This window comes from Microbulbifer aestuariivivens, from assembly GCF_039545115.1.
GTDB classification, from domain to species: domain Bacteria; phylum Pseudomonadota; class Gammaproteobacteria; order Pseudomonadales; family Cellvibrionaceae; genus Microbulbifer; species Microbulbifer aestuariivivens.
Genome location: NZ_BAABRT010000005.1, coordinates 100145 through 112710, shown reverse-complemented (window position 1 = coordinate 112710; position 12566 = coordinate 100145). Strand labels below are relative to the sequence as shown.

Below are 12566 nucleotides of genomic sequence, written 5' to 3'. Positions count from 1 at the left end.
CCAAAAAAGGCCGACTCGCAAGAGCCGGCCTTTTTTTGTTGTGGCGCCCCCACCCCGCCTGCGCGCAGCAACAACGCATCACGGCGCCAGCGCCCAGACAACGTCCAGACCAATTTCCAGTCAAGGCCCCGACCAACACCCGGGCAACTTTGCGAACCCATGTGGTCACAGTCCGCGATTGACACGCCCGGCAAAACCCTTATAGTGCGCGTCCTCAGCGGAGACACCGTTGATTTGCCCAGGTGGCGGAATTGGTAGACGCGCTAGCTTCAGGTGCTAGTGACCGCAAGGTCGTGGAAGTTCAAGTCTTCTCCTGGGCACCAATTCGCAAAAAGGCCGACTCGCAAGAGTCGGCCTTTTTTGTTTGCGTGCTGGCTATATGTCCCTTACCGGTACAAGGCCCTCGCCATTAACGCCCCTTGGCAAGTGCCCAGCGAGGCGCCCCGGACACCCCCAGATTACCTCAGGCAGCCTTAACCGGTGTTGCGCATACCGGCGGCGATACCGGCGATGGTCACCATCAGCGCGCTTTCCAGGATCTCGTCGGAATCCCGCTCCCGCAGGCGCGACATCAGCTCCGCCTGCAACAGGTGCAGCGGATCGGTGTAGGGATCGCGGACGCGAATCGACCAGCGCATTACCGGGTTGTTGTCCAGCAGGCTCTCCCTGCCGGTAAGGCCCCGCAACGCCTCCAGGGTATGGCCCAGGCGATCGCGCAGCGCGGCACCGAGCCGGATCAGTTCCGGGTCGCGGGTCAGGCGCTCCTCATACCAGGAGGCGACCCGGGTATCGGCCTTGGCCAGCACCATTTCCAGCATATCCACCAGCCCCTGAAAGAATGGCCACTGCGCGTTCATGGTGTGCAGGGTTTCGTTTTCCGCCGGGTTGGCCAGCGCGCACTCCAGAGCCGCGCCGGTGCCCAGCCAGGCCGGCAGCATCAGGCGAATCTGGGTCCAGGCAAACACCCAGGGGATGGCGCGCAGGGTCTCGACGCCGCCGCCGGCCTTGCGCCGCGCCGGCCTGCTACCGAGCGCCAGACGGCTCAGTTCGGTTTCCGGGGTCACCGTGCGCAGATAGGCCACCAGCGCCGGATCGTCGCGCACCACTTCGCGGTAGCCTTCCACTGAGCGCTGCGTGAGCCGGTCCATTTCTTCGCGCCACTCCCGGCGCGGCTGTGCCGGTGGCACCAGCGTGGCCTCCAGTGTGGCGGCGACATACTGCTCTAGGTTGTAGGCCGCCACCGAGGGGCGCCCGTACTTGAAGCGAATCATCTCGCCCTGCTCCGTGACCCGGATACGCCCCGCCACCGAGCCGGGCGGCTGCGACAGCAGCGCCATGCGGGTGGGAGAGCCGCCGCGGGAAATGGAACCGCCGCGGCCGTGGAACAGGGTGAGCGGAATGCGGCGCTCACGGAAAATGGCCGTGAGCTTTTCCTGTGCGCGGAACTGCGCCCAGGCGGCGCCGAGAAAGCCGGCATCCTTGGCGGAGTCCGAATAGCCGATCATGACCTCCTGGCCCTGCCGCACCCGCTCGCGATAGAGCGGTATATCCAGCAGCGCGCCCATGGTGGTGGCGGCGTTGTTGAGGTCGTCCAGTGTTTCAAACAGCGGCACCACCCGCATGGGCTCACGCACGCCGACAATCTTCTGCAGCAGCATCACCGCCAGCACATCCGACGACGCCCTCGCCATGGAGATAACGTAGGCACCCAAGCCCTCCGCTCCCTGCTCGGCGATCACGCGGCAGGTCGCCAGCACTTCGCGCACCTCCTCGTCACAGTATTCACTGCGGTAGAAGGCGTCATCCACCAGCGGCCGGCGCCCGCTCAGCTCGGCCAGCAGAAACGCCTGCCGGCGCGATTCATCCCACTCGCCGTAACTGCCCAGCTCCAGGTAGCGGGTGATGGCATCCAGCGCTGCGGTGTGACGACTGGACTCCTGGCGAATATCGAGGCGCAGCAGGGTAATGCCAAAGCAGTTCAGCCGACGCAAGGTGTCCTTCAGCTGCCCATCGGCGATGGCCGCAAGCCCCACGGCGCGCAGGGAACGGTCAATCAGGCGCAATGCATCGGCGAGCTGGCTGGTCTGGGTGTAGCAATCATCCTCCAACAGCGGCGCGCCGTGCACCCGCGCCTCCATCTGCGCACGGGTCGCGCGCAGACGGTCGCGCACCTGGCGCAGCAGCAGCCGATAGGGCTCGTGGCTGGGGCCGGTGTGTGCCAGCAACTCGTCGCTGGCGCGGTGCATGGACAGATCCGCCAGCAGGTTTTCCACATCCCGCAGGTACAGGTCCGCCGCCATCCAGCGGGCCAGGGTCAGCACTTCGCGGGTGACGGCGGCGGTGACGTTGGGGTTGCCGTCGCGATCACCGCCCATCCAGGAGGCGAAGCGGGTCGGCACCCAGTCCGCCGGCAGCGGGTCCAAGCCAGCAAGCGCCAGCTCGTCCTCGATTGCGCGCATGCCCTGCGGTACCGCCCGCCACAGGGACTGCTCGATGGTGGCGAAACCCCACTTCGCTTCATCCACCGGTGTCGGTCGCTCGCGGCGAATCTCATCGGTGCCCCAGGCGGAGAGGATCTGTTCGCGCAGGTGGCGGCGCAGTTCCTCGCGCTCCTCCGCGTTGAGGTCCGGGCGGTCCAGGTCAGTGAGCAGATCGGCGATGCGATCATACTTGCGGATCAATGTGCGCCGAGTGACCTCGGTGGGGTGGGCGGTGAGCACCAGTTCCACCGACATATCCGCCAATACCTGGCGAATACTCTGCCGATCGACGCCGGCTTTTTTCAGCTCCGCCAACACCTGTCGCAGCCCGCGGTCGGTATCGGGGTCGCCGGGATAGCGCTGGTGCTCGCGGTGCAAACGCTCGCGGTGGCGCTGCTCGGCGATATTGGCCAGATTCAGAAACTGGCTGAAGGCGCGCGCCACTTCCAACAGGGTTGCGTCGTCGAGGGGATCCAGCAATGCGCGCAGGCGCCCTACCTGCATTTCTCCCTCGCCACGGCTTTCCACCGCCGCCTGGCGAATGGTTTCCACCGTGTCGAAGAGTTTTTCCCCGGCCTGCTGCTTCAGCACCGTCCCGAGTTCCTCGCCGAGCAGGCGCACGTCCTCTCGCAAAGGAGCGTTTTGATCCACACTCACGTCATCGACCTCCGCTGCCATCGTTGCCCGCATCTTCCCATACTTTCCCGGCAAGCACACAGGCGGGCAGCAGGAGTACAGCGCCACACTTGGCAGGGCCGACAGGCGAAGGAGAGATGGCCGGGTGCGGAGGCTAAACAGGGACGCCGGCGGATTGGGCAGCACATTGAGTCCCGGGTGTGGAGCGCACTGCCGGCACTATCAGATCGCCGACCAGTCCTGCAAAAACACTACGGAGAGATACCTCAACCCCTTGCCAAGGCCGACCAGAAAAATAAACAACCAGATATTAACGCGCATAATACCGGCGATGAGGGTGAGCGCATCCCCCACCACCGGCATCCACGACAGCAGCAGGCTCCAGAAGCCATAACGCTGAAACCACGCCTGGGCCTTGCCGATCTGTTGCCTGGAGAAGTAGAACCAGCGACGGCCCTGGAAATGCAGCAGGTAGCGACCGAGATACCAGTTCACCACCGCACCGAGGGTGTTGCCCGCGGTGGCCACAGCAACCAGCAGCACCGGGTCGCCACCGCTCCGCAACAGGGCAAAGAGGATCACCTCGGAGTAAAACGGCAGTATGGTTGCCGCCAGAAAGGCCGCGCCAAAAAGAATAAAGACTTCAATCATCACGGCCTCTCCCACACCGGCCAGCGGAATCCTGTGTATTGCGCCGGCTGATAACAGCAGGCCATGGGCGGCGCACTCAAGCGAGCACCGACATGCCCCGGGTATTTCCACCACTCAGGTAAATTCGCCCGGACTCGACAGAGTCCGCACCGAAGCACTGCCCCCGGCCTGTTACTCACGGCCTGGCGGCGGTAATTGCGCGCCAAGAATATGCCAGCCTCGCAAAGTTTCCCACCACGCCGTCGCGGGATGGACGGCACCCTTATCCTTGCCAACGCCCCCGACCAAACAATTCAGCTTCATATCAGCGTGCCAGCCAACCGTAGGGAAGTGGTCAAGGCCACCCCCGGCACGCGATTGCACGCATCGATTTTCTGCGCCCATTGCACCTACAATGATTGGCTGAAGCAGTCAGGAAGCGTGAAATGACAGAGAAGTTTTCTATTGGCGGTGTGGATATCGCCCCAGGGGAGACCCGCCGCATTGAATTGCCCATTGTGCGGCTGCATACCGGCACCGATATGGCGATACCGGTTTATGTGAAGCGCGGCAAAAAACCGGGGCCTACCATGTTTATCTGCGCCGCCATCCACGGCGACGAGCTGAACGGCATCGAAATCATCAGCCGGGTGATCAGCAGTCGCGGCCTCAGAAGTTTGCGCGGCACGCTGATCGCGGTACCGGTGGTGAATGTTTACGGCGTACTGGAGCAGTCCCGCTATCTGCCGGATCGCCGCGATCTCAACCGCTCCTTTCCAGGTTCAGACAAAGGCTCTCTGGCTGCGCGCATGGCGCACATCTTCCTCGAGGAAATTGTCTCCAAATGCGATTACGGTATCGACCTGCACACCGGCGCCATCCATCGCAGCAACCTGCCGCAAATCCGTGCCAACCTGGACGACCAACCCACCCGCGATATGGCGCGCGCGTTTGGGGTGCCGGTGCTGCTGAACAGCACCCTGCGCGATGGATCGCTGCGGCAGTCGGCCGCCGACCTGGGCGTGCAGATCCTGCTGTACGAAGCCGGCGAAGCGCTGCGCTTTGATGAGTTCTGTATCCGCGCGGGTTACAAGGGCATCCTCAATGTGATGCGTCACCTGCAGATGCTGCCGAGGGTGAAGAAAAACGAAAATATCGAGCCCTTTGTGGCCCGGCGCAGCGGCTGGTTGCGGGCCACCGACAGCGGCATCATCAACTTCCGCAAAGGCCTCGGTGACCACGTGCTGAAAGGAGACGTGCTGGCCTCTATTTCCGACCTGTTCGGTGAGGAGATTGACCGGGTGCTTTGCAATGCCGACGGTATCGTGATTGGCCGCCAGAATCTGCCGCTGGTGCAGGAAGGCGATGCGGTGTTCCATATCGCCTACTTTCACGAACCCCAGGAAGTCGCCGAGAATCTGGAGCTATTGCAGGACAGCCTGTTGCCGGATGAGAATTTTTGAGATGGCCGCTGTCGGCCTGTATTTTAACCGTGGGCCTGCCAGATGGGTTCGAGGCGGCTGACCTCTGGCCGCCTCGACTCAGCGGGAAAGTAAAACCGTCAACGGTGTTGGCGCAATTGCTCCAGCACTTCCTCGCTGGGATAGCCCTGCACTTCCACGCCGATGCTCTTCTCGAATTGCTGGATGCCCCTGCGGGTTCCGGAACCCGCCTTGCCGTCGATCTCCCCAGCGTACAGGCCGCGCGCCTTGAGTAACTTCTGCAGCTCCTGCACCTCAGCATGGTCGATGGGTGTAAAGGAGCGCGGCCAGTCCCGCACCAACCCCTTGCCGCCACCGATCTGGTCGGCCAGCAGGCCCACCGCGGTCGCATAGCGATCGGAGTTGTTGTAGCGCTTGAGCACGGAAAAATTCTTCAGCATCAGGAAGGCCGGCCCGCCGCGACCGGCCAGCAGTTTCAGTTCAGCTTTGTCATCAGGGCGCGGAAAGGTGCGGCCATTCACCCGCTTCACACCCAGTTTCTCCCACTCCCGTAGGGTGAGGGTTCCCGCCGGCAATTTACCCTTTGGAATAGTGACCTCATAGCCCCAGGTTTCGCCGCTGCGCCAGCCATTGCTGGAGAGCAGGCTCGCCGCGGTCGCCAGCGCATCCGGTACGGAATTCCAGATATCCCGCTTGCCATCGCCGTCGATATCCACCGCGTAAGCCTGGTAGCTGGTGGGGATAAACTGGGTGTGCCCCATGGCGCCGGCCCAGGAACCCACAAGATGCTTTTCATCCACGTCGCCGCTCTGGAGAATTTGCAGCGCCGCCAACAGTTGCTGGCGACCAAACTTGCTGCGCTTGGGATCTGCGTAGGCGAGGGTAGCCAGGGAGCGCACCACGCTGCGAATCACGGTTTCATTATCCAGAATCGCGCCGAAGCTGGATTCAATCGACCAGATCGCCAGCAGAATATTGGGGTTCACGCCGTAGCGCTGCTGAATCTTGTTCAGCCACGGCTGCAACTCTTTCTTCTTGGCCCGCCCCATGCGCACCGCCCGCTGCTGCACGCGGTTATCAAAGTACTGCCAGACCGGCGCCTTGAATTCCGGCTGATAGCCGGCCTTGTCCAGCACCCACTGGTCCGGTGAATCGACACCGGCAAACGCGCGCTCGAACACCTGCGGTGATATGCCGTTGGCCAGCGCCGTTTTGCGGAAACTCTTTACCCATTGCTGGAACTGCTCGTCGGCGGCGCTGGCAGGGGGAACACAAACCAACAGGAAGGACAACAGCAGGAAGCGAAAGCCGGACAGCCTGTACATAGGGACTCCTCGGGCGTGGGGCTCGGGCAATGATGCGGCGCGATACCGATGCTAATGCGATGCCGCGTCGCGCCCGCTCAAGGGTAGAGCGGGCGAGGCAAAACCGAAAGCCCTATCAGCAGCCGCACTGTGACGAAACACTATGACAGAGTACCAGCCGCTTCCGAGCCTGTCAGGGAATGACGTAAAGCAGAACCGCCAGGTAATGCAGGACCGCGCCGGCCAATACAAACACATGCCAGATCGCATGGTGGTAGGGCAGGCTGCGCCAGAGATAGAAAATGATGCCGCCGGTGTAACACAGGCCGCCAAGCAGCAACAGCAGCAGGCCGCCCGGTGCCAGGGTCTCCAGCAGTGGCTTGGTCGCCGCCACCACGACCCAGCCCATCAGGGCGCTCATGGTGATCGACAGTGCGCGGTATTTTTTCAGCGGCGTGAACTGAATCAGCAGGCCCATGACCGCCAGTCCCCAAATGATGCCGAACAGCCACCAGCCCCAGGAACCCAGGGAGAAGGCCGCGTCGCGCAGGGTCACCAGGGTGAAAGGCGTATAGCTGCCGGCAATCAGCAGGAATATTGAGGAGTGATCCACCGTGCGCAGGATCTGCTTGGCACGGGGGTCGATGGCACTGTGGTACAGGGCCGAGGCACCGAAACACAGAATCAGGGTTCCGGCATAGATGGCGCAGCTGACAATGTGCCAGGCATCCCCGCGCAGGGCGGCAAAGGCGCACAGCACACCGAGTCCGGCGATTGCGAGTACCGCGCCGATGCCGTGGGTGACGCTGTTGGCGATTTCCTCGGCGACGCTGTAACGCGAGTGATAGTTAACGTCCGTAGTGGTCGACATAACCCCCCCTGGCGATGATCGCAGACTGTCACACAAATGTGACCAACTGTCTAATTTGAGTTCCATCATCGTCTGGCGGCGCTGCCGGCGCAAGGTGCATAACCGACTCGCGATTCACGCGCAGGCCGGGCTGACGCCCGACCTGCGGCGCCCGTCAGAGACTGGGGTTGTGGATGCCCATCTCGCACAGGGCGGAGGACTCGCGCACGATGGTTTCGTTGCGGTCCGGGCCGGTGGAAATAATATCGATGGGGGCGCCCACCAGCTCCTCGATACGGGCGATATAGTTCCGCGCCGCCTGCGGCAGCTCGGCCTCGCGACGCACACCAAAGGTGGTCTCGCTCCAGCCGGGCATGGGTTCGTACACCGGCTCCACGCCCTCCCAACCGGCGGCATCGAAGGGTACGGGAATCTCGTTGCCATCGCGGTCGCGGTAGCCCACGCAGATCTTCACCTCTTCGAGTCCGTCCAGCACATCCAGCTTGGTCAGGCACAGCCCGGAGATGCTGTTGATGCGGATGGCGTGACGAACGGCCACGGCGTCGAACCAGCCGGTGCGGCGCTGGCGACCGGTGGTGGCGCCGAACTCGTGACCTTTTTCACCCAGGTGCCGTCCAACTTCACAGTCCAGCTCGGTGGGGAAAGGACCGCCGCCGACACGGGTGGTGTAGGCCTTGGTGATGCCCAGCACATAGTCCAGATACAGGGGGCCGAAACCGGAACCGGTGGCGGTACCGCCGGCAGTGGTGTTGGAAGAGGTGACAAACGGGTAGGTGCCGTGATCGATATCCAGCAGCGAGCCCTGGGCCCCTTCGAACAGGATGTGCTCGCCGCGCTCCCGCGCCTGGTGCAACCAGTCCGCCACATCGGTAATCATCGGCACCAGCTGTTCGCGCCACTCTTTGGCCTGGGCCAGCGTATCTTCGTAGCTGACCGGATCCACTTTGTAGTAGTGGGTCAGGGCGAAGTTGTGATACTCCATCAGCTCTTTCAACTGGGCAGTGAAATTATCCCAGTTGCACAGGTCGCCGAGGCGCAGGCCGCGACGGGCCACCTTGTCTTCGTAAGCCGGGCCGATTCCGCGACCGGTGGTGCCGATGGCATTGTTGCCGCGGGCTTTTTCCCGCGCCTGATCCAGCGCCACATGCACCGGCAGGATCAGCGGGCACGCCGGCGACAGGCGCAGGCGCTCGCGCACTGGTACACCCTTCGCTTCCAGCTCGCCCATTTCTTTCAGCAGCGCTTCGGGGGAGAGCACCACACCATTGCCGATCAGGCAGGTGACGCTCGGACGCAGGATACCGGACGGGATCAGGTGCAGGACGGTTTTCTTGCCATCGATCACCAGGGTATGGCCGGCGTTGTGTCCGCCCTGGAAGCGCACCACCAGGGACACTTTTTCCGTCAGCAGGTCGACGATCTTGCCCTTGCCCTCGTCACCCCACTGGGTTCCGAGCACCACTACATTCTTGCCCATTGCGTAAAATCTCTGAAACGTAAATTCCCGAAGGACTGTCCCGTGCCACCCCTGTGTGGATGGCGGCGGACCCAGGTTGCCAGCGCGGCTCAACCGCTACCGCGCCTTTGAAGATGAGCCGTGGAAAACGCGACGGCCGCGCCCATCCAGCGGCCCGGGGCGAATAACGCTCGCCCCGCGAATCCCAAAATCATAGACGGCGGCATCAGCCCCGTGGCTGCACCACCCAGCTGCCGTCCCGCTTCACCAGTTCGCGGTCGCAGCGCGCGCGGACTTCGCTCTCGGCACCGTCCGCCAGCGCGGCGATGACCACCTCTCCCTCGCTCCGCAGGCGTTCCACCACCTGCCAGAGGGTATCTTCATCGCTATCGGGGGCGAGGATAGCACCGCCTTCTTCCCAGAAGCCGCTGCCGAGCTGGTTAAGCGCCACCAGGTCGGTACTGAAACCGGTGGCCGGGCGCTCGCGACCGAACACCGAGCCGATACCGTTATAGCGGCCGCCGTTGGCCAGCGCCTGGCCGTGGCCGGGGGTATAGGCGGCGAACACCAGCCCGGTCTCGTAGTCGTAGCCGCGCACTTCGCTCAGGTCGAAGAACAGCTCGACCGCCGGATAGCGGCGCGCCAGCGCGTCGGCACAGCGCTGCAGGTCGGCGAGCGCGGCCTCGAGCGCGGGCGGCGCATCGGCAAAGATATCCCTGGCGCGGGCCAGACAGTCAATGCCGCCGGCCAGGTCGGGCAGCGCACGCAACCACTGTGCAGAGCGCGGGTCTTCAATATTTTCCGCCACCCAGCGATGGATATCGGCAGCGGCCTTGCTCTGCAGCAGCGCGAACAGGGCCTCGCGGCGCTCGGCATCGAGGCCGGCGGCCTCGGCGAGGCTGCGGTAAATCGCCACATGGCCGAGATCCAGATGAATCCGCTCAACACCGGCCACCAGCAGAGTCTCCAGCATCAGGGAGATCACTTCGATATCGGCAGCGAGGCTGTCCACGCCGTAAAGCTCGGCGCCGATCTGGATCGGGGCGCGGCTCCCGTTCACGCTGCGCGGGCGCGTATGCAGCACTTGGCCGGCGTAACAGAGCCGGTTGGCGCCGGCACGGGGAAAGCTGTGCGCATCGATGCGCGCGGCCTGCGGGGTGATATCGGCGCGGATGCCCAGAGTGCGTCCGGACAGCTGGTCGGTGACCTTAAAGGTACTGAGGTCGATATCCCGGCCCATGCCGATCAGCAGCGAGTCGGTGAACTCCACCATGGGGGGAATCACCAACTCATAGCCCCAGCGGTGATAGAGGTCCAGCAGTCGTCTGCGCAGGGTCTCGATGCCTTGGGCATCCGCGGGGAGAATCTCGGCGATGCCTTCCGGCAACATCCAGCGATCGGCTTGGGTCATGACTAATGATGGCTCAGGACATTCGCGACGGTACAAGAGAGGGGTTTGCAAACCGCCTCCACCCAGGGGGGACCGCAACCGGCAGTGCCGCTAAAAGCCGGGTCCCACACACGAAAAAACCGGGCGACGCCCGGTTTGCGTGAGTTTACCACCAAGTCCCCGCAATACGGTAGGGGGCGGTGGCCGAGCGCTGGCCGCCGCCAGCGCCCCAGGCCGGGACGGCGGTAGCGCTAGCGCTTGCCGTCGGAGTTTTTCAGGTAGCGGAAAAACTCGCTGTCCGGCTCGATCAACAGCATATCGGCGCGGTCGTTGAAAGAGTCTTCGTAGGCCTTCAGGCTGCGGGTGAAGCGGTAGAACTCCGGGTCCTTGCTGAAAGCGGCAGAATAAATGGATGTGGCCTGGGCATCGCCGGAGCCGCGCAGCTCCTCGGCCTTGCGATAAGCCTCGGACTCGATCTCCACCACCTGGCGGTCGGCGTTGGCGCGAATACGCTCCGCTGCCTCCTCACCCTTGGCGCGGTGGTCCCGCGCCTCCAGCTCGCGTCCGGCGCGCATGCGCTGGAACACCGATTCGGAGACTTCCGGCGGCAGGTCGATACGCTTGACGCGCACATCGATCACTTCCACACCCAGGTTGGTTTTGGCCACCTCGTTCAGGTTTTTGGTGATTTCCGCCATCAATTCGTCGCGCTGGCCGGAAACCACTTCGTGCAGGTCGCGCACACCGAACTGGTTGCGCAGGCGGTCATTGATCTGTTCCGACAGCAGCCGCACCGCGTTGCGCTCGTCACCGCGGGTGGCCACATAGTGGCGCTCCACGTCGAGGATGCGGTACTTCGCGTAGGAGTCCACCATCATGAACTTGTTCTCGGCATTCAGCATCCGCACCGGGCTCGAGTCCACGGTCTGAACGCGGGCGTCGAAACGGCGCAGCTGGTGCACCAGCGGAATCTTGAAGTAGAGACCCGGGGTGAAGTCGCTGCGGACCACTTCACCGAAGCGCAGCAGCACCGCCTTCTCGGTCTCCTTGATCACAAAGGCACTGCTGCCAACCGCCAGGACGGCGAGCAGCAGGCCGGCGATGATGAGTAGCGTTTTATTGTTCACTTTCTACCTCCTAGCGAATGTTGCCGCTGCGGCGATTGTTGCTGGAATCGCTGCGCAGGCGCTCGACCACCCGCTGCGAGACCTCATCGATCATCGCCGGGGACAGCTTTTCGCCACGCACGGATGAGGTTTCAGTGTTGCGCTCAGCCAGCTTGTCCAGGGGCAGATACATCATGTTGCTGCCACCATCGACATCCACCATCACCTTGGAGGTGTTGCTCATGACTTTCTGCACCGTATCCAGGTAGAGACGCTCACGGGTCACCGCCGGCGCCAGCTGGTACTCCTCCAGCAGTTTCTCGAAGCGCACAGTTTCACCGCGGGCCAGTTCCACCACCTGGGTTTTATAGGCTTCGGCCTCTTCGAGAATGCGCTGGGCGCGACCGCGGGCCACCGGGATCACCTGGTTGGCGTAGGCCTGGGCCTCGTTCCTGAAGCGCACCTCGTCTTCCCGGGCCTTGGTCACGTCATCAAACGCGTCCTGGACTTCACGGGGTGCCTTGGCGTCCGCCAGGTTGACACGATCAATGCGGATACCTGTTTGGTAGAGGTCCAGGTACTCCTGCAGGCGCTCCTCGGTATCGGCGGACACCTGGGTACGGTTCTGGGAGATAACACCGTTAAAAGAGGCGGAGCCGACCACATGGCGCAGGGCGCTGTCGGTGGCCTCCTGCAGGCTTTTGAGCGGGTCGCGTACCCGCAGCACGAAGGATTCCGCGTCATCGATATGCCACTGCACGGTGAGCACGACCTCGACGATGTTGGCATCCTCGGTCAGCATCTGCCCGGTGGTGCGCTCGGTACGCAGCTCCGTCACGTTGACGATATCGACATCATCGATGATCGGCGGGTTCCAGTGCAGGCCGGCACCCTCGGTGGAATGGTATTTACCGAGGCGCAACACCACGGCGGATTCGTTGGCATCCACCTGGTAAACACCCCAGAGGCCATACAGCACGGCGCCCACGACCAATACCGGCACCCAGGGAAACTTGCCGCCGGAACCCGGAGCGGAGGAGGAAGGGCCCCCGCCGAACAGTCCCCGCAGCTTGCGCTGCAGCTTGCCCAGCAGCTCATCCAGATCCGGCGGACCGTCGTTGCGGTTGCCGCCACCTCCACCCCAGGGATCTTTGTTATTACCACCCGGCTCGTTCCAGGCCATCGAAATACTCCAAATCAGTTCATTAACCTTGAATACGGCGAGATTCTAGCACCCTTGGGCACCGGAAT

At 63.2% G+C, this 12566-nt stretch carries 9 protein-coding genes and 1 tRNA gene; 2 read left to right on the top strand and 8 right to left on the bottom strand.

All coding sequences use genetic code 11. The features are described 5' to 3' along the window. Positions 1 to 236: 236 nt before the first annotated feature. Positions 237 to 323: transfer RNA gene (locus tag ABEA58_RS04520), tRNA-Leu, on the top strand. A 150-nt stretch (positions 324 to 473) separates the two neighbouring features. On the opposite strand, the gene ppc is transcribed toward ABEA58_RS04520, so the two are convergent. Further along, the gene (ppc, locus tag ABEA58_RS04515) at positions 474 to 3170 is read right to left on the bottom strand and encodes a phosphoenolpyruvate carboxylase (RefSeq protein ID WP_345549258.1); all 2697 of its coding nucleotides are present in this window, start codon (positions 3168 to 3170) and stop codon (positions 474 to 476) included. Positions 3171 to 3338: 168 nt separating this feature from the next. Beyond that, positions 3339 to 3767, bottom strand: a complete 429-nt coding sequence (locus ABEA58_RS04510; protein ID WP_345549256.1) for a YqaA family protein — start codon at positions 3765 to 3767, stop codon at positions 3339 to 3341. 425 nt (positions 3768 to 4192) lie between these two features. On the opposite strand from ABEA58_RS04510, the gene ABEA58_RS04505 reads away from it, so the two are divergent. Continuing rightward, on the top strand, positions 4193 to 5209 hold the full coding sequence (locus tag ABEA58_RS04505) for a succinylglutamate desuccinylase/aspartoacylase family protein (RefSeq protein ID WP_345549254.1): 1017 nt from the start codon (positions 4193 to 4195) through the stop codon (positions 5207 to 5209). Positions 5210 to 5307: 98 nt separating this feature from the next. Here ABEA58_RS04505 and ABEA58_RS04500 read toward each other — a convergent pair whose 3' ends face one another. From ABEA58_RS04500 to hflK, 6 genes are all read right to left on the bottom strand, one after another. Next, positions 5308 to 6513, bottom strand: a complete 1206-nt coding sequence (locus ABEA58_RS04500) for a lytic murein transglycosylase (RefSeq protein WP_345549252.1) — start codon at positions 6511 to 6513, stop codon at positions 5308 to 5310. Positions 6514 to 6685: 172 nt separating this feature from the next. Then, positions 6686 to 7363 carry a PAQR family membrane homeostasis protein TrhA gene (gene trhA, locus ABEA58_RS04495; protein WP_345549251.1) on the bottom strand — a complete coding sequence of 226 codons (678 nt, stop codon included), beginning with the start codon at positions 7361 to 7363 and terminating at the stop codon, positions 6686 to 6688. A gap of 154 nt (positions 7364 to 7517) precedes the next feature. Further along, positions 7518 to 8840: an adenylosuccinate synthase gene (locus tag ABEA58_RS04490; RefSeq protein ID WP_345549249.1), complete on the bottom strand. Its 1323-nt coding sequence runs from the start codon at positions 8838 to 8840 to the stop codon at positions 7518 to 7520. A 205-nt stretch (positions 8841 to 9045) separates the two neighbouring features. Further along, on the bottom strand, positions 9046 to 10230 hold the full coding sequence (locus tag ABEA58_RS04485; protein WP_345549247.1) for an ATP phosphoribosyltransferase regulatory subunit: 1185 nt from the start codon (positions 10228 to 10230) through the stop codon (positions 9046 to 9048). Positions 10231 to 10460: 230 nt separating this feature from the next. Next, positions 10461 to 11336, bottom strand: a complete 876-nt coding sequence (gene hflC, locus ABEA58_RS04480) for a protease modulator HflC (RefSeq protein ID WP_345549245.1) — start codon at positions 11334 to 11336, stop codon at positions 10461 to 10463. A gap of 10 nt (positions 11337 to 11346) precedes the next feature. Beyond that, complete coding sequence (gene hflK, locus ABEA58_RS04475; RefSeq protein WP_345549244.1) at positions 11347 to 12498, bottom strand: FtsH protease activity modulator HflK; 1152 nt, start codon at positions 12496 to 12498, stop codon at positions 11347 to 11349. Positions 12499 to 12566: the final 68 nt, after the last annotated feature.